The organism is Curtobacterium sp. MCLR17_043 (assembly GCF_003224215.1).
GTDB lineage: Bacteria > Actinomycetota > Actinomycetes > Actinomycetales > Microbacteriaceae > Curtobacterium > Curtobacterium flaccumfaciens.
In genome coordinates this window covers 71,250-91,450 of sequence record NZ_QKLH01000013.1, presented here as the reverse complement: position 1 = coordinate 91,450, position 20,201 = coordinate 71,250, and the positions used below count along the sequence as shown (strand labels likewise).

The 20,201-nt window shown below is 70.7% G+C and carries 21 protein-coding genes; 9 read left to right on the top strand and 12 right to left on the bottom strand.

All coding sequences use genetic code 11. From position 1 onward, the window contains the following. The first annotated feature begins 31 nt into the window (after positions 1-31). Positions 32-946: a LysR family transcriptional regulator gene (locus tag DEJ03_RS13410; protein WP_110864973.1), complete on the top strand. Its 915-nt coding sequence runs from the start codon at positions 32-34 to the stop codon at positions 944-946. Between the two features lie 65 nt (positions 947-1,011). Here the strand turns inward: DEJ03_RS13410 and DEJ03_RS13405 are convergent, their stop codons facing one another. The 5 genes from DEJ03_RS13405 to DEJ03_RS13385 form a co-directional block, all read right to left on the bottom strand. Then, the gene (locus DEJ03_RS13405; RefSeq protein ID WP_110864972.1) at positions 1,012-1,779 is read right to left on the bottom strand and encodes a L,D-transpeptidase family protein; all 768 of its coding nucleotides are present in this window, start codon (positions 1,777-1,779) and stop codon (positions 1,012-1,014) included. Positions 1,780-1,820: 41 nt separating this feature from the next. Further along, positions 1,821-3,017 (bottom strand): hypothetical protein, encoded by a 1,197-nt coding sequence (locus tag DEJ03_RS13400; protein ID WP_146237729.1) that lies wholly within the window; start codon positions 3,015-3,017, stop codon positions 1,821-1,823. Between the two features lie 165 nt (positions 3,018-3,182). After that, a complete protein-coding gene (gene purB, locus DEJ03_RS13395) occupies positions 3,183-4,568 on the bottom strand; it encodes an adenylosuccinate lyase (RefSeq protein WP_110864970.1) in 1,386 nt (461 codons plus the stop codon). Further along, the gene (locus tag DEJ03_RS13390) at positions 4,565-5,077 is read right to left on the bottom strand and encodes a low molecular weight protein-tyrosine-phosphatase (RefSeq protein WP_017886476.1); all 513 of its coding nucleotides are present in this window, start codon (positions 5,075-5,077) and stop codon (positions 4,565-4,567) included. The genes purB and DEJ03_RS13390 overlap by 4 nt, the downstream gene beginning before the upstream one ends. Before the next feature lie 47 nt (positions 5,078-5,124). After that, a complete protein-coding gene (locus DEJ03_RS13385; protein ID WP_027464967.1) occupies positions 5,125-5,523 on the bottom strand; it encodes a phage holin family protein in 399 nt (132 codons plus the stop codon). Between the two features lie 60 nt (positions 5,524-5,583). On the opposite strand from DEJ03_RS13385, the gene DEJ03_RS13380 reads away from it, so the two are divergent. The 5 genes from DEJ03_RS13380 (at position 5,584) to DEJ03_RS13360 (ending at position 11,231) form a co-directional block, all read left to right on the top strand. Next, the gene (locus DEJ03_RS13380) at positions 5,584-6,663 is read left to right on the top strand and encodes a histidinol-phosphate transaminase (RefSeq protein ID WP_110864969.1); all 1,080 of its coding nucleotides are present in this window, start codon (positions 5,584-5,586) and stop codon (positions 6,661-6,663) included. A gap of 23 nt (positions 6,664-6,686) precedes the next feature. After that, complete coding sequence (locus DEJ03_RS13375; RefSeq protein WP_110864968.1) at positions 6,687-7,823, top strand: thiamine pyrophosphate-dependent enzyme; 1,137 nt, start codon at positions 6,687-6,689, stop codon at positions 7,821-7,823. An 86-nt stretch (positions 7,824-7,909) separates the two neighbouring features. Next, positions 7,910-8,869 (top strand): alpha-ketoacid dehydrogenase subunit beta, encoded by a 960-nt coding sequence (locus DEJ03_RS13370; protein WP_110864996.1) that lies wholly within the window; start codon positions 7,910-7,912, stop codon positions 8,867-8,869. Positions 8,870-8,910: 41 nt separating this feature from the next. Next, positions 8,911-10,509, top strand: coding sequence for a dihydrolipoamide acetyltransferase family protein (locus DEJ03_RS13365; RefSeq protein ID WP_110864967.1), 1,599 nt, complete (start codon positions 8,911-8,913; stop codon positions 10,507-10,509). Between the two features lie 140 nt (positions 10,510-10,649). Continuing rightward, complete coding sequence (locus tag DEJ03_RS13360; RefSeq protein ID WP_181422719.1) at positions 10,650-11,231, top strand: GNAT family N-acetyltransferase; 582 nt, start codon at positions 10,650-10,652, stop codon at positions 11,229-11,231. A 4-nt stretch (positions 11,232-11,235) separates the two neighbouring features. Here the strand turns inward: DEJ03_RS13360 and DEJ03_RS13355 are convergent, their stop codons facing one another. The 3 genes from DEJ03_RS13355 to DEJ03_RS18020 form a co-directional block, all read right to left on the bottom strand. Then, positions 11,236-11,874 carry an ABC transporter ATP-binding protein gene (locus tag DEJ03_RS13355; RefSeq protein WP_110864965.1) on the bottom strand — a complete coding sequence of 213 codons (639 nt, stop codon included), beginning with the start codon at positions 11,872-11,874 and terminating at the stop codon, positions 11,236-11,238. Further along, a complete protein-coding gene (locus DEJ03_RS13350; RefSeq protein WP_110864964.1) occupies positions 11,871-13,898 on the bottom strand; it encodes a hypothetical protein in 2,028 nt (675 codons plus the stop codon). The genes DEJ03_RS13355 and DEJ03_RS13350 overlap by 4 nt, the downstream gene beginning before the upstream one ends. A 63-nt stretch (positions 13,899-13,961) precedes the next feature. After that, positions 13,962-14,354, bottom strand: coding sequence for a lactococcin 972 family bacteriocin (locus DEJ03_RS18020; protein WP_181422718.1), 393 nt, complete (start codon positions 14,352-14,354; stop codon positions 13,962-13,964). Positions 14,355-14,562: 208 nt separating this feature from the next. Between DEJ03_RS18020 and DEJ03_RS13340 the strand changes: the two genes are divergently transcribed. Next, the gene (locus tag DEJ03_RS13340) at positions 14,563-15,297 is read left to right on the top strand and encodes a GntR family transcriptional regulator (protein ID WP_017886466.1); all 735 of its coding nucleotides are present in this window, start codon (positions 14,563-14,565) and stop codon (positions 15,295-15,297) included. Positions 15,298-15,375: 78 nt separating this feature from the next. Here the strand turns inward: DEJ03_RS13340 and DEJ03_RS13335 are convergent, their stop codons facing one another. Together DEJ03_RS13335 and DEJ03_RS13330 are read right to left on the bottom strand one after the other, a co-directional pair. Continuing rightward, positions 15,376-15,828, bottom strand: a complete 453-nt coding sequence (locus tag DEJ03_RS13335; RefSeq protein WP_110864963.1) for a glucose PTS transporter subunit IIA — start codon at positions 15,826-15,828, stop codon at positions 15,376-15,378. Continuing rightward, positions 15,825-16,061: a PTS transporter subunit EIIB gene (locus tag DEJ03_RS13330; RefSeq protein WP_110864962.1), complete on the bottom strand. Its 237-nt coding sequence runs from the start codon at positions 16,059-16,061 to the stop codon at positions 15,825-15,827. Before DEJ03_RS13330 ends, DEJ03_RS13335 begins: the two co-directional genes overlap by 4 nt. Positions 16,062-16,239: 178 nt before the next feature. Between DEJ03_RS13330 and DEJ03_RS13325 the strand changes: the two genes are divergently transcribed. Further along, positions 16,240-17,508, top strand: coding sequence for a PTS transporter subunit EIIC (locus DEJ03_RS13325; protein WP_110858671.1), 1,269 nt, complete (start codon positions 16,240-16,242; stop codon positions 17,506-17,508). A gap of 59 nt (positions 17,509-17,567) precedes the next feature. Here DEJ03_RS13325 and DEJ03_RS13320 read toward each other — a convergent pair whose 3' ends face one another. After that, entirely contained in the window at positions 17,568-18,608 is a 1,041-nt protein-coding gene (locus tag DEJ03_RS13320; RefSeq protein ID WP_110864961.1) for a CU044_5270 family protein, read from the bottom strand. Then, a complete protein-coding gene (locus DEJ03_RS13315; protein WP_181422717.1) occupies positions 18,601-19,146 on the bottom strand; it encodes an RNA polymerase sigma factor in 546 nt (181 codons plus the stop codon). The genes DEJ03_RS13320 and DEJ03_RS13315 overlap by 8 nt, the downstream gene beginning before the upstream one ends. A 113-nt stretch (positions 19,147-19,259) precedes the next feature. Here DEJ03_RS13315 and DEJ03_RS13310 point away from each other — a divergent pair, with 113 nt between their 5' ends. Beyond that, positions 19,260-20,171 (top strand): metal ABC transporter solute-binding protein, Zn/Mn family, encoded by a 912-nt coding sequence (locus DEJ03_RS13310; RefSeq protein ID WP_110864959.1) that lies wholly within the window; start codon positions 19,260-19,262, stop codon positions 20,169-20,171. The last annotated feature ends 30 nt before the right edge of the window (positions 20,172-20,201 follow it).

Below are 20,201 nucleotides of genomic sequence, written 5' to 3'. Positions count from 1 at the left end.
ACCTTCGCGAACCACGATGTAGGGTCCCTGCATGGTCGACTTCGACGTGCAGCTGCTGGCGGTCCTGCGGGAGCTCGCCGAGCGCGGCAGCGTCACGGCCGTCGCCGAGGCCACCCACCGCACACCGAGCGCCGTCTCCCAGCAGCTGCAGACGCTGCAGCGGCAGGTCGGCGTCCCGCTGGTCGAACGCGTCGGGCGCGGGGTCCGGCTGACCCCGCACGGCGAAGTGCTCGCGGGCCTGGCGTCCGGGGTCGCGACCGCCCTCGCGCGGGTGGACGCCGCCTGGCAAGAGCACCTCGGCGGCACGACCGGACCGGTGTCGCTGGCGATCTTCCCGTCGGCGGCGGAACTGCTGCTGCCCGGCGTGCTCACCCGGATGCAGGCGCACCCGGGCATCGCGCTGACCCTGGTCGACGTGGACGTCAGCGAGGGGGAGTTCGCACCGCTCGCGGCCGACCACGACGTGGTCGTCGGGCACCGGTCCGACGGCGTCCGCCCGGCGGACCAGGGATCGGTCGACACCGTGCCGCTGCTCCGCGAACCCCTCGACGTGGCCCTGCCGCCCGGGCACGCCCTGGCCGGCCGCGCACGCGTGGGCATCGACGAGGTCGTCGGGGAACGCTGGATCGGCGTGCCGGAGGGCTACCCGATCGACCGGGTGCTGCACGCGATGGCCGCGGCGACGGACACCCCGCCGAGTGTCGCGTTCCGCACGATCCACCTGCCGGTCATCGAGAACCTGGTGGCCGGCGGCCACGGCATCGCACTCGTCCCGCGGTATACGTCGGGCACGCGGGCCGCCGGACGCTTCCGCCTGGCGGAACTCGCCGACGTCCGTGCCGGACGCCGCATCGAGGCACTGGTCCGCCCCGACCGTGCCGTCCGTCCCGTGGTGCGCACCGTCCTGGAGGCGCTGGTCGCCGTCGCCCTGGACGTCACCACCTGAGACGGTGGCGCCCACTGCCGGGCGCGCGCCGTGCCTCCAGGCCGCCTGTCAGCGCACCTGGAACGTCAGCGCACCTGGAACGGCGTGCCGAGCGGCAGGCGCTCCGCCAGCGCCGTGATGTCGGCGTTGTGCATGCGGATGCAGCCGTGCGAGGCGGCGGTGCCGATGCTCGACGTGTCCTCCGTGCCGTGCAGCCCGATCTGGCCGGGGCCACCGCCGAACGAGTTGAGCACGTCCGAGAACGCCGTCGTGCCGTACGCGTACGGGCCGTAGCCCTCGTTTGTCGGTGCGAGCAGCTCGGTCAGCGCGAACCGGCCGGTCGGCGACGGTGTGCCGCCGGTGCCGGTGGCGACGGGGTAGCTGTCGACGACCTTGCCGTCCTTGTACAGGTCGAGCGTCTTCGTCGAGCGGGTGACGACGATCGCGTACGGGTCCTCGGTCAGGGTGACGGCGCTGGTCGGCACCCAACCGGTGCTGCCGTTCGGGCGCTGTGCGAGCTGCACCTCCGCCCAGCCGTCCTGCTGGTCGACGACCCGGAAGACAAGCGGCGCGCCGGATGCCTGCGGGTTCTCGAGGGTCTGTGTCGCCGTGCCGCCCGCGCTCGCGCTGACCGGGACGGACGCGCCGGTCACGGCAGCGACCGTGGTGCTGGCCGGGGCGTCGACCGCGTCGACGGGTGCTGCCGACCGGGTCGGCTCCGGTGTCGTCGTGGGGGTCGGCGTCGGTGCCGCGACGGACCGCGTCGGTGTCGGGGCGGGCGCGGCTGACAGGGGACCGAGCGCGACGAACGCGACGGCCCCCGCACAGACGACGGCCACGGCGGCGGCGATCACAGTCGCACGCCGCCGTGGCTCGGTCGGGAGGATCGGCAAGATCAGCCCGTGAAGTTCGCCGTTCCGGGCACCGGGACGGCGACCGGAGCAGTGCCCGGGTCACCGGCAGCGGCCGGGTCGGCCGTGACGGTGAGCTCGGCCTGTGCGGCCTGCGCCGACGAGGCGCCGACGAGACCGACGCTGTACGCGCCGGCGATGTTCACGAAGTCGGCCGGCAGGACGATGGTGCCGGAGACGTTGCCCTCGGCGTCGGCGCGGAACGCGACCCCGGAGATCTCGGTGCCCTGTGCGCCGGTGCCGACGCCGGCGCCGACGAGCTCGTTCGGGGCGAAGCCCGAACCCTGGATGCGGACACCGGTGGTGGTCGCCTCGGTCAGGGTCGCCGTGGGGGTGAGCAGCTTCGCTGCGGCGGTGGGCTGCGGCGTGAAGTACGTCGTGGTGTCGTCGATGCGGAGCGCGGAGATCGAACCACTGGCGTCGGCGGCGAGAGCCTGGCCGTTCGCCTGGAGCGGCGCGGCGAGGCTCTTCAGCTCGGCGCCGGGCGCCTCGGCGGTCGGCGCCGGAGCACCGTCGACGGTCGGGGCCGGGGTGGGCGTGTCCGTCGGGTCCGGGGTCTCGGTGGGCGGCGCGACGACCTCGCCGGCGATGTCGATGCCGACGTAGACGACGTAGCCGACGACCTGCGCGTCGGCTGCCTCGAGGTCGGCGGTGAGCGTCGTCGTCGACTCGACCTCGCCGGTCGAGGGGTCGATCCAGTTGCTGGCGCCGTCCGAGATGCCGTCACCGCTGGTCTCGTCCGTGGCGAAGACCACGGTCTGCGCGCTGTCGTCGCCACCCTCCCGGACCGCGATGCCGAAGCTCGTCGCGCCGGTGGTCGTGGTGCTGATGCCGGCGGCGAGTGCGGGGAAGTCGCTCGCGGCGACGGGCTTGTTCAGACCACGGACCAGGCCGACGGCCTCGCCCTCGGAGACGGACAAGCCGTCCTCGTCGATCGTGGCGTGGTCGGTGATCGTGCCGCCGGCGTCCAGGTCGGTCACGGAGGCCCAGTACCACTGGTCGGTCAGCGGGAAGGTGCCGGTCGGCGCGGCGGTGAAGTCGTCGGCCGAGTCGGTCCAGGTGACGATGGCCGAAGCGGCCCCGGTGGACACGCTGGCGGTCGAGACCGTCGGGACGAGGGCGGCGGAGACGCCGAGCACGGTGGCGCCGACGGCGGCCGCGGTGATGCGAGAACGAAGCACGGTGTGGAGATCCATCCGGTCAGTGGACAGGGTGCATCCGCTGCGACGCCCCCCGTGCTGAGATGTACTCAGCGATACGAACCTATCGAACCGCTCAGGTTTCCGCACCCCCGAATGCGGATCCGATGACGGACCGACGACCGTCCGGCCGCCGGTCCGTCGTGCTCAGACGTCGAGGTGGTCGACCAGCTCGTCCGCCAGGCCCGTGTAGGTCGCCGGCGTCAGGTTGGTCAGCCGGGCCTTCGCGCCGTCGGAGATGTCCAGACGGTTCACGAAGACGATGAGGTCCTGCTGGCTCACCCGCTTGCCGCGCGTGAGCTCCTTGAGCATCGCGTAGGGGTCCTCGATGTTCGACTGCCCGGCGGTGACCTCGGCACGGATGACCGTCTGGATGGCCTCGGCGAGGACCTCCCAGTTGTGGTCGAGGTCGTCGGCGAGCTTGACCTCGTTCACGGCGATCTCGCCCAGTCCGCGGCGCAGGTTGTCGAGCGCGAGCAGCGAGTGCCCGAACGCGACGCCGATGTTCCGCTGCGTGGTGGAGTCGGTCAGGTCGCGCTGCAGTCGGCTGGTCACGAGGGTCTCGGACAGCGTCGAGAAGAGCGCCGACGAGATCTCGAGGTTCGCCTCGGCGTTCTCGAACTTGATCGGGTTGATCTTGTGCGGCATCGTCGACGACCCGGTGGCACCCGCCACGGGGATCTGCGTGAAGTACCCCATCGAGATGTAGGTCCACACGTCGGTGGCCAGGTTGTGCAGGATCCGGTTGGCGTGACGCACCCGGTCGTAGAGCTCGGCCTGCCAGTCGTGCGACTCGATCTGCGTGGTGAGCGGGTTCCACGTCAGGCCGAGGCCCTCGACGAACTCGCGGGACAGCGCGGGCCAGTCGGCCTCGGGGTCGGCGGCGAGGTGTGCCGAGAAGGTGCCGGTCGCGCCGGAGAACTTGCCGAGGTACTCGCCGCCCTCGATCTGGGCGAGCACGCGCTCGAGCCGGTACACGACGACCGCGAGCTCCTTGCCGAGGATCGTCGGGGTCGCCGGCTGACCGTGGGTGTGCGAGAGCATCGGCACGCTCCGCAGTTCGACGGCGAGCGTCCGGAGCTTCTCGAGCACGGCGCGGAAGCCGGGGAGCCAGACCTGGTCGACGGTGTCCCGCACGGTGAGTGCGTAGGACAGGTTGTTGACGTCTTCGCTGGTGGCGGCGAAGTGGGTGAGCTCGGCGATCGCGTCGAGCCCGAGCTCGGACAGCCGGCGGCGCACGAAGTACTCGACGGCCTTGACGTCGTGACGGGTCGTCGCCTCGATCTCGGCGAGCTCCGCGATCTGGTCCTGGCCGAAGGTCGAGGCGATCGCGCGCAGTGCTGCCTTGTCGTCGACGCTGAGCGGCGAGGTGGTGAACATCGCGTGGTCGGTCAGGAAGATGAGCCACTCGACCTCGACCACGATGCGCGCGCGGTTGAGGCCGGCCTCGGAGAGGTGCTCGCCCACCGTGTGCACGATCGGGTAGTAGCGCCCGTCGAGCGGGCTGATCGGCTGCGGGGGAAGGGGGGTCATGGGGCTCCCTGACGGACTGCCGGCTCGAGCTGGTGGAAGAGCGCCCGGCAGGCCCGTTCGACGGTCGAGAGCACTCGGTCGAACTCGTGCCGGTCCGCGTAGTACGGGTCCGGCACGTCGGCCTGCTGGGGCCAGGCGGCGTCGTACCGCAACAGGAGCGTCACCTTGGCGGAGTCGTCCATGGTCGGGGCCCACGAACGCAGGATGCGCTCGTGGGAGCGGTCGAGTGCGACCACCAGGTCGAGGTCCGGGAACCGGTCCGGGTCGAACTGACGGGCGCGATGCCTGCTGCCATCGTATCCGCGTGCCGCCAGCGCTGCGATCGTGCGCTCGTCGGCGGGTTCGCCGACGTGCCAGTCGCCGGTGCCGGCCGACTCCACCTGGAACCGGTCGGCCAGGCCGGCGTCCGCGGCGATCTGCGCGAACACGACACCGGCCATGGGGGAGCGGCAGATGTTGCCGCTGCAGACGAACGAGACGCGGAACGGGGCGTCGACGTCCTGGGTCATGAGCACATCATGACGCAGGGCGGGGTCCTCCGCGAGGTCCGCCGGGGTCACGCCCGCTGGCGGTTGAGCACCGGGCGGGCGAAGAGCCCGATCAGCCAGGCGAAGACCGCGAGCACGAAGGCGCCGACGATGCCCCAGCCGAAGGAGTCGACCTCGAGCCCGAAACCGAACGCGTCCGAGATGCCCGCGACGATGAGCAGCAGGATCGCGTTCACGACGAACGAGATGAGCCCGAGCGTGAGGATGTAGATCGGGAACGCGACGATCCGGATGACCGTGCCGATGACCGCGTTCACGAGACCGAACACGAACGCCACGAGCAGGAAGGTGAGGACGGTCGCGGTGGTCCCGCCGTCGCCGAACGGCGTGACGGAGACGCCGCTGACGATGAGCGTGGTGAGCCAGAGCGCGAGGGCGTTGACGACGAGGCGGACGAGGAATCGCATGCGCCCATGATGCCCTCGTTCCCCTCGTGGCTGCCGTGGGCCTGCCGGTAGCCTGGACCCGTGAGCGAGCAGCGTGTGCACATCCGGCCCGAGGTGGCCGTCCTCCCCGCGTACAAGCAGGGGCGACAGGCGTCCGACTCCGCCTTCAAGCTGTCGAGCAACGAGAACCCGTTCCCGCCGCTCCCCGGGGTCGTCGAGGCCGTGCAGGCCCAGACCTCGTACAACCGGTACCCGGACGCCACCGCCCTGGCCCTGCGCGCCGTGCTGGCCAACCGCTTCGGGCTGACCGCCGAGCAGGTGCACGTCGCCCCCGGCAGTGTCGCGATCCTGCACGAGCTCGCCCGCGCGACCTCCGGCCCGGGCGACGAGATCGTCTACGCGTGGCGCTCGTTCGAGGCGTACCCCGGGGTGGTCACGGTCGCCGGCGCCACGAGCGTGCAGGTGCCGAACCGCGCCGACGGCGGGCACGACCTCGACGCGATGGCCGCGGCCGTCACCGAGCGCACCCGCATGGTGCTCGTCTGCTCGCCGAACAACCCGACGGGGCCGGTCGTGACCGCCGCGGAGTTCGACGCGTTCATGGCCGCGGTGCCGCAGTCGGTGCTGGTCGTGCTCGACGAGGCATACGCCGAGTTCGTGACCGACGAGGCCGCCGTGCACGGCCATCCGCTGCTCGCCGCGCACCCCAACCTCGTGGTCCTCCGCACCTTCTCGAAGGCGTACGGGCTCGCCGGGCTCCGAGTGGGCTACGCGCTCGGTCCGGACTACGTGCTCGACGCCGTCCGGGCCTGCGCCATCCCGCTGTCCGTGACCGCCCAGGGCCAGGCGGCGGCGCTCGCCAGCCTGGAACGCGAGGCCGAACTACTCGGACGCGTGACCGAGATCGCCACCCTGCGCGACCGGATCGTCGTCGAGCTCCGGGCACAGGGCTGGGACGTCCCCGACGCCCAGGGCAACTTCCTCTGGCTGCCGACTGGCGAGCGGACGGCCACCGCGGCGGCCGCGTTCGAGGACGCCGGCATCATCGTCCGGGCCTTCCCGCCAGAGGGCATCCGCATCTCGATCGGCGAGCACGAAGCTGTGGAAACGCTCCTCCAAACAGCCCGCTCACTTGTGGGGGACCTCCAGGTGGCCGACTAGTGCCTGGCGCTACGCTGGCCCGCATGTCATTCCGCGCCGCGGCTCCCGCGACGACCACCGTCCGGCTCCTCGACCCCGAGGGTCGGTTCGTGGAGACCGACGAGAACGCCGAGTTCGCCGCCGCCGCGCGGGCGATCCCCGACGAGACCCTGCTGGCGATGCACCGCCGCATGGTGCTCACCCGTCGGTTCGACCACGCCGGCCACAACCTCCAGCGCACCGGCCAGCTCGGCCTGTGGGTGCCCAGCCACGGGCAAGAGGCGGCACAGACCGGCTCGGCCTTCGCCCTGCGTGCCCAGGACCACGTGTTCCCGTCCTACCGCGAGCACGCCGTCACGATGCACCGCGGCGTCGAGCCGATGGAGATCATCGCGATGTACCGCGGGCAGACCCACGGCGGGTGGGATCCGGACCAGCGCGGCAACACGCACATCTCCACCCTGGTGATCGGCTCGCAGACCCTGCACGCCACCGGGTACGCGCTCGGGCAGAAGCTCGACGGCGACGTCGGCACGGGCGACCCGGACCGCGACGCCTGCTCGATCGTCTACTTCGGCGACGGCGCCACCAGCCAGGGCGACGTGAACGAGGCCTTCGTGTTCTCCGCGTCGACCAAGGCGCCGGTCGTCTTCTTCCTGCAGAACAACCACTGGGCCATCTCGGTGCCGGTGTCGGTGCAGTCCCCGACGCCGCTCGTCGACCGCCCGCGCGGCTTCGGGATCCCGAGCGTCCTGATCGACGGCAACGACATCCTCGCCTCCTACACGGCCTCGGTCGTCGCGACCGAGCACGCCCGCAGCGGCCAGGGCCCGGCCTTCATCGAGGCCGACACCTACCGCATCGGTGCGCACACCAGCTCCGACGACCCGAGCCGGTACCGCGCCAACGGCGAGCTCGAGGAGTGGGTCCTGCGCGACCCGATCGTCCGGTCCGAGGCGTACCTGCGCTCGAAGGGTGCGACGGACGAGCAGTTCGCCGCGTTCGACGAAGAGGGCGAGGACATCGCCGCCGACGTCCGACGCCGCACCGTCGCCCTGACCGCACCGTCCGTCGACGTCATGTTCGACAACGTGTACCGCGAACCGCACCCGCGGATCACCGAGCAGAAGGCCTGGCTCGCCCAGTACGAGGCCGGCTTCGAAGGGGGCGCCCACGCATGAGCACCACCGAGCAGCTCTTCGACTACACCCTGCGCTCCCACCCGGGCGCCGGTGAGGTCCCGAGCGACCCCACCCCGACCCTGCCGATGGCCAAGGCCCTCAACGCCGGGCTCGCCGCGGCCATGGAAGCGGACGACAAGGTCCTGCTGATGGGCGAGGACATCGGCCAGCTGGGCGGCGTCTTCCGCATCACCGAGGGCCTGCAGGACCGCTTCGGCGCCGAGCGCGTGCGGGACACCCCGCTCGCCGAGGCCGGCATCATCGGCACCGCGATCGGCCTCGCCCTGCGCGGCTACCGCCCGGTCGTCGAGATCCAGTTCGACGGCTTCGTGTGGCCCGGCTTCGACCAGATCACCTCGCAGCTCGCGAAGATGGCGAACCGCCTGCCGGCACACATGTCGCTGCCCGTCGTCATCCGCATCCCCTACGGCGGCCACATCGGCGCCGTGGAGCACCACCAGGAGTCCCCCGAGGCGTACTTCGCGCACACCCCGGGACTGCGGGTCGTCAGCCCGAGCACTCCGAACGACGCCTACTGGATGATCCAGGAGGCCATCGCGTCGAAGGACCCGGTGGTCTTCCTCGAGCCGAAGTCCCGCTACTGGCCCAAGGGCCAGGTGGACCTGGTCGACGGCCACGTCCCGATGCACACGACCCGCGTCGCCCGCACCGGCACCGAGGTCACCCTGGTCGGGCACGGCGCCATGGTCGCCACCCTGATGCAGGCGGCGGACATCGCCGAGGCCGAGGGCACCAGCTGCGAGGTCATCGACCTCCGCTCGATCTCGCCGATCGACTGGGAGCCGCTGCTCGCCTCCGTCCGCAAGACCGGTCGCCTGGTCATCGCGCAAGAGGCCTCCGGCTTCGTCAGCGTCGGCAGCGAGATCGCCGCGACCGTCGCCGAGCGGGCGTTCTACACGATGCAGGCACCGCCGCTGCGGGTCTCCGGCTTCGACGTGCCGTTCCCGGTCTCGAAGCTCGAGCACCTGCACCTGCCGGATGCCGACCGCATCCTCGAGGCCGTCGACCGCGCCCTCGCCTACTGACCCGTCCGACCGAGCACGACCAGATCCGCGAAGGAGCCGTAGTGGCCGCCGCCGAATTCCCCCTGCCCGACGTGGGTGAAGGTCTCACCGAGGCCGAGATCGTGCAGTGGCGCGTCGCGATCGGGGACGAGATCGCCGTCGACCAGGTGCTCGTCGAGATCGAGACCGCGAAGTCGCTCGTCGAGCTGCCGTCGCCGTTCGCCGGCACCGTCACGGGCCTGCTCGTTTCCGAGGGGGACACGGTCGAGGTCGGCAAGCCGATCATCCGCGTCGACTCGGACGCGTCGGTCGCCTCCGGTGCGGCCCTCACGCCGCCTGCGGAACAGTCTGGAGGCGCGGCGCCCGTCACCCAGACCGCCCCGGTCTCGCCCGTGGTCGCGTCCACCCCGCCGGCCCCTGCCGCCCCGTCGGCTCCGGTTGCGCAGACCCCTCCCGCTCCCGCGGCGGTGCCGGCACGCGCCGCTGCCCCCGCACCGGCAGCACCTGCCCCTGCCGCCGCGCCGGCGGCGCCGGTCCAGCCGGTCGCGGTCGACGCCTCCGTCCAGGGCACGGACGAGTCCTCCGGTGCCGTCCTCGTCGGCTACGGCTCAGCGACCTCGTCGCCCTCCCGTCGCAAGCCGGGCGCCCGCCGGGCCGCAGCGCTCGCGGCCGAGGCGAGCCGCGCCTCCAGTGTGGACACCGCCGCAGCGGCCGAAGCCTCCGTCGACCCGGGCGAGGAGAGTACCGCCGAGGCGATCAGCGCCCTCGGCACGGGCTCCGCGCACAAGCAGAGCACCGCGACCAACGTGCTGGCGAAGCCGCCGATCCGGAAGCTCGCGAAGGACCTCGGCGTCGAACTGACCGAGATCGTCGCGACCGGTCTGGCCGGCGAGGTCACCCGCGACGACGTCATCCGGCACGCGAAGCAGGCCAGCGTCTTCCGGAACATCGAGACGCCCGAGTGGGGCGAGGTCCGCAGCGAGACGATCCCGGTCAAGGGCGTCCGCAAGGCCATCGCCACCGCGATGACCACGTCCGCGTTCACGGCACCGCACGTGTCGTTGTTCGTCGACGTCGACGCGACCCACACGATGGAGTTCGTCAAGCGGCTCAAGGCCTCGCCGACGTTCGCCGGCGTCAAGGTCTCGCCGCTGCTCATCGTCGCGAAGGCCGTCATCTGGGCCGTCCGCCGGAACCGCTCGGTGAACTCGACCTGGACCGACCGCGAGATCATCGTCCACCACTTCGTGAACCTCGGCATCGCCGCGGCGACCCCGCGCGGGCTCATCGTGCCGAACATCAAGGACGCGCAGGACATGTCGCTGCTCGAGCTGGCACAGGCGCTCGAGGAGCTCACCCTGACCGCCCGCGACGGCAAGACCACGCCGAAGCAGATGGCGAACGGCACGGTGTCGATCACGAACATCGGGGTGTTCGGCATGGACACCGGGACCCCGATCCTCAACCCGGGCGAGGTCGCGATCGTCGCCATGGGCACGATCAAGCCGAAGCCGTGGGTCGTCGACGGCGAGGTCCGCTCGCGCATGGTGACGACCATCGGTGCGTCGTTCGACCACCGGGTCGTCGACGGTGACGTGGCGTCCCGCTTCGTGCACGACGTCGCCTCGGTGCTCGAGGAGCCCGCGCTCCTGCTCGACTGAGCGCCGGTCGTTCCGCTTCGTGAGCAGAAATGGTCGGGTTGCTTCGAGCCACTCGACCATTCCTGCTCACCATCTGCGGGCTTCCGCAAACGTCGCGTGGTGTTCACACGGATGTCGGGGGTCGGCGGCATGATCGGTGCATGGTCCACCAGCTCCTGACCCCGTCGCAGGAGATCCGAACGGATCGCCTCCTGCTCACCCCGCTGACCCCGGCCGACATCGACGACGTGCACGCGCTCTTCTCGGACGCCCGCACGTGGCAGCACCTGCCCACGGGTCGGCACGTGGCGCGGAGCTCGAGCGTGGACATGGTGCAGCGCAAGATCGGCGGTCGTGCACGCCACGGCCTCGGGTCCTGGGCGGTCCGGAGCACCTCCGACCACGCCTTCGTCGGTGTGGGCGGGGTCGACATGACCGCCGGTGGGGTCTGGAACCTCGGCTACCGTCTGGCGCCCGCGGCATGGGGGCAGGGCTTCGCGTCTGAGATCGCCCTCGCTGCCGTGCGTGCCGCCGCCGACACCGCTCCGGACGTCCCGGTGACCGGGCGGGTGCTCACGAACAACCCTGCTTCTGCAGCCGTGCTGCGTCGTGCGGGGCTGTCGCTGGTGTGGCAGGGGGCTCCGGCTGCGCAGAACCGTGCGGCTGCCGGCGTCGAGGGGCAGGTCTGGACCGATCGGCTGCTCTCCGACGAGCAGTTCGCCTGGCTCGTCGCCAACGCCTGACCCGTCAGCGAGCGGGTCCGCCGAGCGTGATGCTCCGTGCGGCGCGCGCTTCGACCGATGACGAGTGTGTCGCGATCAGGACGGCCGCTCCGTCGGCCGCCAGCTCGTCCAGCAGGTCGAGCACCATCGCGGCGTTGCCGTCGTCAAGGGCACTCGTCGGCTCGTCGGCGAGGATGACCGACGGACGCTTCACCAGGAGCCGCGCCATCGCGACGCGTTGCTGCTCGCCGCCGCTGAGTTCGTGGACGCGGTCCGTTCCGCGTCCGGCCAGACCGACACGGCCCAGGGCCTCACCCGTCCGGATGCCTCGGTGTCTGCGCCGTCCGTCCGGCAGGCGAACCACGTCGACGTTCGACTGGACCGTCATGTCGGGTACCAACCCGAAGTCCTGGAACAGGTACCCGAGGTGGCGCCGCCGGATCAGTCGTGCCCGCCGCTCGTTCGAGCCCGCCGACTCTCCGTTGATCCGGATCGTGCCGCCGTCGAGCGCATCGACGTGCCCGACACAGTCGAGCAGCGTCGACTTCCCGCAGCCGCTCGGCCCGACCAAGCCGACGATCTCTCCGCCTGCCACCTCGAACGTCAGGTCGTGCCACAGTGCACGGCCTCCGCGACGCTTCGATGCGTTCCGTACCTCGATCATCGTGATCCGTTCCCTCGGCTGCGTGCAGTGCTCCGTGCCGTGACGGCCATGACGACGAGGCTGGTGGCGCTCACCGCCGCGAGCGTCACGAGCGCGAGCGCCCCGGCGACTCCGGCCGACTGCGCGACCGGGTCGAGTGCCGATCTGAGCCCGCTTCCGTCCGGGTGTTGCGACCACCAGGTGTTGACGACGGCGATGACGGCGATCGAGACCAGACCGGCTTCGATCGTCAGCAGGCCAGCATCGGTGCGGACGGGCGAGACGCCACTGGTGAACTTCGCGAACAGCGCACGGCCGTGACGGCGTCGGTGCGCGATCGTGGCGACCATCCCGAGCATGACGCTGACGGCGAGGGTGCTGACCAGGGTGCCCGTCCCGATCGCTACGGTCGTCGCTGCGTGCCGTGCCTGTTCCGCCGCACACTGACCCACCGCGACGACCGCGCTGAACTCGTCGCGGAGCCCCGACGCGCCGATCGACCGCTCGGCGGCAGCACGGGACGTGAAGACGACGTCTCCGGTCGACAACCACGATCCGAGTTCATCGGCCGAGAAGACGTCGAACGGTGTGGGGACGACCACGATCACGGCATCGTCGAGCCACGCGCGCGACGACGCGTCGTCCGGGTACGAGTAGACCTGCTGGCGGGCCAGCGTGCCGCCGATGACGTGCTCGAGGAGGGCGTCGGGTGCATCCCGCAACTGCCAGTCGGTCAGACCCGCGACGAGCCGCTCGCGGGAGAGGTCACTGTCGGCAGGCATCCACACGGCGATCTCCGCGCCGTCGGTGGTGATGCGTGCCCCGTCCTCGGAACGGACGTCCTGCAGGGCTAGGTAGCCCTGGTCGACGACGAGCGCAGGAACCATCGACTTCCCTCGGCCACTCGACACCTCGACCGCAGCGGCGAGGAACGCATCACGCCGCTCGAGTGCCCCGCCGGCGAAGTCACCGATGCGGTCCCAGTAGGCCTGCTCCTCGACCGGGCGGGGATCCGGGGTGACCCAGAGCTGGACGGTTTCGCCGGCCGCCCGAAGATCCCGTTCTGCCGTTCCCTGTCGCGCGGTGGTCACCGCCCCGGTCAGTTCGAAGACGGCCGCGACGAGCAACAGCAGCGCGGGCACCCGTGCGATCTGTGTGACGAGCAGGAGCGCGCCCGCTGGTCGAGCACCCCGAAGTGCGCCAGCCAACGACTGTCGACACGCGACCACCGTGCCGATCGTGTGCGCGACGACGACCGGAACGAGCAGCCCCACGCAGAACACCGAGATCGCGGCGGCGAGGGTCGCCGCCGAAGCGAGCCCGTTGTAGAACCAGAGCCCGATGGCGGCGACGGGTGCTCCGATGGCGATGACGAGCACGGCGGTCCGGAGCTCAGCCAGCTCCTGGACGACGATGGCGGCTGTGGTGTCTCCGTGCAGTCGGCGGATTGCGCTGCGGCGAGGGGCGCCGACGGTCGTCATCAGGCAGAGCGCCACGCATCCCGATACGAGTGCTCCGACCAGGGCCAGGGTCTGATCCAAGCCGTCGGTGACGCCGATGCGTTGCAGGAGCGGCACGCGGTCCACGCTGACCTCGTACCCGGCGTCTGTCAGTGCGCTCACGACGGCTCGCCGAGCGTCGTCGTCCCCGAAGACCGAGTACGAGCCGGTCGGGTCGAACTGGTCGAGTTCCGACATCGGACGGACGGTGGTGGCCATTGACCTCGTGAAGTCCTCGTACCCGTCGCGGAGCCAGCCGGCTCCGCGGCTCGAGGGCGCGTCGGTGACGAGCGCGACGCGGCGCGTCGTCGGAGCTGCGCGGTCCGCCACCACCCGCGCGATCGTGGCGTGCTCGGCCTCGGCGACCTGCTCGAGTGCGATCGCGACCCGCTGGTTCGATCCGCTCTCAGCACCGGCGGTAGCGGTCACCACGGACGAGGCGCCCACGATGCCGGCGTCGCTGACCTGCACCAGGCCGACGAAGCCCAGGACGGAAGCCAGGAGCGGCGGGACGAAGTAGGCGAGCGCCACCGATCGGATGTTCATGGTCCCCCTTGCGGCGAGCGTGAGCCGGAGCGGACGGCCGCTCGGGACCGCCCGCTCCCGGTCTCAGCAGTTGTGGTAGTACGCCTTGTTGCCGCTGCGCGCCTTCGGTGTCATCGCCATCGCGTACCGGCCGCCTGGCACGTTCGTGACGCGCTTCGACTTCTTGCCGACCGCGGTCGCGCCGTGGCACCGCTTCTCGCGGAAGTAGTTCGACCAGGTGTCGTCCTTGCCGACGCCCCATTGCCAGAAGCTCCCGCCCCCGCCGTCGTTGTCGGTACCGATGCCGCTGGTCTCACCGCTCGCACTTGCACCGGAAGCAGCGACGGTCACTCCGCCGGCTTCCGACCCTGATCCCATGACCTCGAACTGCGCAGCTGATGCCGCCGTCGCAGTGCCCGTGATCAGGCCGACGGTGAGACCGAGGCCGACGAGCATCTTCGTTCTGGACTTGTGCATGACTGTTTCCTCCCATGTGCCCCCCCCGATGAGGCTCGACCGATCGTGGCAGCGGTGCAGTACTGATGTCAAGAATATGGAATACATGTTCCACAGGGACCGAGATGCCCGACGTTGGTCTTCCCGGCCTGACTCGCTACTGTGATGGGAACTGGTCATGTCCGCGCATGACCACCGCCCAGGACCAGCAACGGAGCACGAGGGACGCATGACGAGCCGCATCACCGAGGGTGCCGAACCGAAGCACCAGCAGCTGCGGCGCATCCTGCTCGACCTCGTCACCACGCGACTGGCTCCCGGCGCTGCGATCCCGTCCGAACGGCAGCTCATCGCCGAGTACGGCGTCTCGCGGATCACCGTGCGTGAAGCACTCGGGCAGCTGGTCAACGAGGGCTACCTGGAGCGCGTCCGCGGCAAGGGCACCTTCGTCGCGCACCGGCCCGTGCAGTCGACGCTGCACCTCGCCTCGTTCACCGAGGAGATGCGGGCGATGGGGCACGAGCCGACCACCGTGGTGCTCGTGCGCGAAGAGCGGGTACCGCCGGCCGACACCGCCGCGGCCCTGCGGATCGATCCGGACGTGCCGGCCTTCCACGTGAAGCGCCTGCGGATGGCCGATGGTGCCCCGGTGTCGATCGACGACGCCTGGCTCGTGGCCGACGCGTTCCCGGGTCTGCTCGACCACGACCTGTCGGGGTCGGTGTACTCGATCATCGCCACGGAGTACGGCACTCCGATCGACCGCGCGCAGCAGACCGTCGCGGCGAACCCGGCGGCCGACGACGTCGCGACGCTGCTCGGGACGAAGACCGGAGCGCCGGTCCTCGAGTTCGACCGGGTGTCGTACGCGGGGGAACGACCCGTGGAGCACACCCGCAGCTGGTACCGCTCGGACCGCTACCGCGTGCAGATGGAGGTCACCGCGACCCCCGCGGTCGCGTAGTCCGGCCAGCAACGCGAAAGCGACTGTGCGCCGCGGGTGTTCCGCAGCACGCAGTCGCTCTCGAAGGGGGAAGTGGCCCTAGACCTCGAAGAGGGTGTCGCCGTCGAGCACCGTGGTGCCGACCGTCCCCTGGTCGACGCTGTCCGGCGTCGAGCCGAGCACGACGACCGGGCAGATCGGCGAGTACCCGGCGGCCGAGATGACCGAGGGGGTGAACCGGACGACGGGGTCACCGGCGGTGACGGTGTCGCCCTCGGTCGCGAGGAGCTCGAAGCCCTCGCCGGAGAGCTTCACGGTGTCGATACCGACGTGCACCAGGACGTCGGTGCCGGCGGCACCCTGCAGGGCGAACGCGTGCGGGTGCAGCTTGACGATGGTGCCGTCGACCGGGGCCACCGCGGTGATCGCACCCTCGACGCCCGTCGGGTCGACCGCGACGCCGGCGCCGACGAGCTGTCCGGCGAACACCGGGTCGGGCACGTCGGCGAGGGCGACGACCGGTCCGGCGAACGGGGTGCGGACGACGGTCACAGTTCGTCCTGGATGTCCTGGGCGAGGTTGTCGGCGATCGTGCCGACGATGACCTGCCAACCGGTGCCGCCACCGACGACGGCCTGGGCCCCGGCGGCCTGCAGGGCAGCCTTGTCGACCAGGTCCCCGTCCTCGACCTCGACGCGGAGGCGCGTGATGCAGCCCTCGACCTCTTCGATGTTCTCGGCACCGCCGAGTGCGGCGATGATGTCGGCTGCCTTGATGTCGGCCATCGTTTCCTCCTCGTTAAGGGTTTGCGTCGCAGGTTGACACCGGACCGCTCGCGGATCAGACTACGGAACTGGTCATGACCGGACAGGACCGGACCTGGCGACACCGCCGAGGTTACCTGCGCTGGCTGCACGACTCAACTCACCCCGACAGCTCCACCCAATGACGAGAGGACCTCCGATGAGCGCCACCACTGCCACGGATGTGCCGGAGAAGAAGCCGAAGAAGAAGCAGTCCAGGTTCTTCGCGAACGCCCAGCGACTCGGACGGAGCCTGCTCCTGCCGATCGCGGTCATGCCTGCCGCGGGCATCCTGCTCCGCCTCGGCCAGTCCGACATGCTCGGTGCGATCCCCGGCTTCGAGCAGGGCGCGACCATCATCGCGGCCGCCGGACAGGCCGTGTTCACATGGCTTCCGCTGCTCTTCGCGGTCGGCATCGCGATCGGCTGGGCCAAGAAGTCCGACGGCACGACCGCGCTCGCGGCCGTCGTCGGCTACATGGTCATGTACCAGGTGTTCGCCGCCATGTCGCCGATCGTGCTCGACGGGGTGAAGGACGCCGCCGGCAACCCTGCCACCATCAACTTCGGTGTCCTCGGCGGCATCGTGATGGGTCTCGTCTCCGCCGTGCTGTGGGAGAAGTTCCACCGCACGAAGATGCCCGACTTCCTCGGGTTCTTCTCGGGTCGCCGTCTGGTGCCGATCATGACCGCAGCCGCCGGTCTCGTGATCGCGGTCCTGATGTCCTTCGTGTACCGCTACTTCGACATCGCACTCACCGCAGCCGGTCAGGCCGTCGCGGACAACGCCGTCATCGGTGGTGGCATCTTCGGGTTCGCGAACCGCATGCTCATCCCCGTCGGCCTGCACCAGCTGCTCAACTTCTTCCCGTGGTTCCAGCTCGGCAGCTTCACCGGCGCGGACGGCCTCGCCGTGCACGGCGACGTGAACCGGTTCCTCGCTGGCGACCCGACGGCCGGCACGTTCATGACCGGCTTCTTCCCGATCATGATGTTCGCGCTGCCCGCCGGTGCCCTGGCGATCTGGCGCAACGCGAAGCCGCAGAACCGCAAGCTCGTCGGCGGCATCATGCTCTCCGCCGCACTGACCTCGTTCGTCACGGGCATCACCGAGCCGCTCGAGTACTCGTTCATGTTCGTCGCGTTCCCGCTGTACGTCATCCACGCGGTGCTCACGGGTACCTCGCTGGCCCTGGTGAACGCTCTCGGGATCCATGACGGGTTCTCGTTCTCGGCCGGTGCGATCGACTACGTGCTGAACTTCGGCAAGGCGGACGGAGCGATCTGGCTCATCCCGATCGGCCTCGGCTACGCGGTCGTCTACTACTTCCTGTTCAGTTTCGTGATCAAGAAGTGGAACCTCCGCACGCCCGGGCGTGAAGAGGACACGATCGCCGAGAACACGATCGACGCGGCCACCAAGCCGTAGACGCGAGCGTCTCCACGGACGGGAGGCCCGGTGCCAGCTGGCACCGGGCCTCCCGTCCGTCAGGGGGTGCGGTCCACCGCGCTGGCGCGGACGGAGGCCGAGTCGATCACGGTCCCGGCGGGGATGCTGCCGAGCCGCTCCGTCTGCAGGGTCCGTTCGCCCAGGTAGTCGCCGGTCACGCGGTTCACGATGACCTCGCGGCGGTCGGTACCACCGCTGGTAGTGAGGCCGATCGCCGTGCCGTGCCGCCCGTCGAGCGACGCCTGGTCGTCGGTCACGACGATGCCGGGCAGATCGGCCAGTGCGTCGTAGACCGCACCCCGCAGGTCGGCCGGGACGAGGCCGGTACGGAGGAAGTCGGCGAGCGTGTCGAACACGTGCTCGGCGTCCGTCGCTCCCTTCGCGCGCGGAGCCGCCTCGACACGACGGACGAGCGCGTCCGCATCCCGGGGCAGGGTGGCGATGTCCGCCGGGGTGAGGGTGCCGGCCGGGGTGCCGCCGAGCTCGCCGTTGCCGAACGCTCCACCCGCAGCCCGGTCGCGCACGGGATCGTCGCGGTGGGCCGACGTGGCGTAGTCCCGCTGTGCTGCGTCGCGTGCGGCTCGCCCGCCGTAGATCCTCGTCGCGGGCTCGGACCACGACTCCCGCGTCCAGGTGCCGGACACGTCCCGGGGGATCCAGGTGACCGTCGTCGTGGGGAAGAGGTACCCCTCGTCGTAGTGCTCGCCGTCCGAGGTCGCGTACCCCAGGGCGAGCTCGCGGACCGTCACCCGCGTGGCGGCGCCGGGGGCATCCGGCGCGGCGGTCGCGGCACGGGCGGCGTCGTGCAGGGTCGCCGCGGCCGCCGACTCCGGACCCAGCAGGTGCGTCACACCGACCCCGGTGGCGACCAGGGCTCCGGCCGTCACGACGGCGGCTGCGGTCACGAGCGCTGTCCGGTACCGCCGCAGGGGTCGGATGCGCGGGGAGTGCACCGGTGCGGGGCTGCTGGCCGCCTCGAATCGCTGGCGGGCACGCTGCAGGGCGGCGTCGACCAGTTCGGGTGGGGCCCCGTCGGTCGTGGACCGGACCGAGCGCAGGAGGGTGAGTTCGTCAGGCACGGGCTGCTCCGTTCAGGGGGTCGGTGGCGTCGGGGACGGTGCGGAGCACGGTGCGGGCCCGGTTCAGTCGGGAGCGGACGGTGCCGATGGGGACCCCCGTCGCCTCCGCGATCTGCTCGTAGGTGAGTTCCGCCCAGGCGTGCAGGAGCACGGTGTCGCGGACGGCCGGACGCATCCGGTCGAGCTCACGGATGACGGCTCGGACGGCTCGTTCCTGGTCCACACGGTCGCCGGGGTCGCTCTCGAGTGCTTCCGGAAGGGCAGCGCGGGCCATCGCCCGACGGCCTCGGCTCTCCGACCGCCAGTGCCGCCGGAGCAGGTTCGTCGCGATGCCGAACAGCCACGGCAGCGGATCGCCCCGGTCCGGATCGCGGGCGTCCCACCGGGTGAGTGCGACCACGAAGGTCTCGCCGAGGACGTCCTCCGCCGTCTGCAGGTCCGTCCGGCGGGCGAGGTAGAGCAGGATGCGTCGACCGTGCAGGTCGAAGAGCGCGCCGAGCGCCGCGGACGCGTCGGGTGGTGGGTGTGTGCTGGTCACGATGGGTACTGCCCGGTCCTGCCGTCGGAGTTCCATCACGGTAGTCGGACGCCGAGCAGGTCGAGGTGCTACCGGTTTTGACAATCGTTATCACTAGTCGGTACGGTCGTCGTATGCGCAACCGCCTCCTCGCCCTCCCGCTCGTCGCCGGCGCCGCCGCGCTCGCCCTGACCGGGTGCGCCACCTCGTCCGCCTCGGGGGAGGCCAGCGGTGACGGCACGGTCAACGTCGTCGCCTCCACCAACGTCTACGGCTCGATCGTCAAGACCATCGGTGGCGACGCCGTCACCGTGACGAGCATCCTGAGCGACCCCTCGCAGGACCCGCACTCGTTCGAGTCGAGCGCCCGCACGCAGCTCTCCGTGTCGAAGGCCGACCTGCTCATCGAGAACGGTGGCGGCTACGACGACTTCATGACGACGCTCGCGAACGCCTCGGACACCAAGGCCGACACGATCAACGTCGTGAAGCTCTCCGGCCTCGACAAGGGCGGCAGCGCCGAGTTCAACGAGCACGTCTTCTACAGCTACCCGACGATGGTGAAGCTGGTCGAGGCGGTCACGAAGGACCTCAGCGCGCTCGACGAGAGCGGCAAGGACGCCTTCGAGAAGAACGCCGCCACGCTCACCACCAAGCTCGAGGACCTCGAGTCCCAGACCGACGCCGTCAAGAAGCAGGACTCCGGCGACAAGGTGGCGTACACCGAGCCGGTGCCCGGGTACCTGTTCGACGCGATGGGGCTCGAGAACGAGACCCCGCCGGACTTCTCCGAGGCCATCGAGGAAGGCGACGACGTCCCGCCGGCGGCCCTCCGCGACACCCTCGCGCTGTTCACCGGCAAGCGCGTGCAGCTCCTCGCCTACAACAACCAGGCGTCCAGCCCCGAGACCGAGCAGGTCCAGAAGGCGGCCGAGCAGAACGACATCCCCGTCGTCGGTGTCACGGAGACGCTCCCCAAGGGGCAGGATTACGTCTCGTGGCAGCAGGCGAACATCGACGCGGTGAAGGCAGCGCTCCAGAAGTGACGACCTCGACCGCAGCAGCGGCGACCCCCA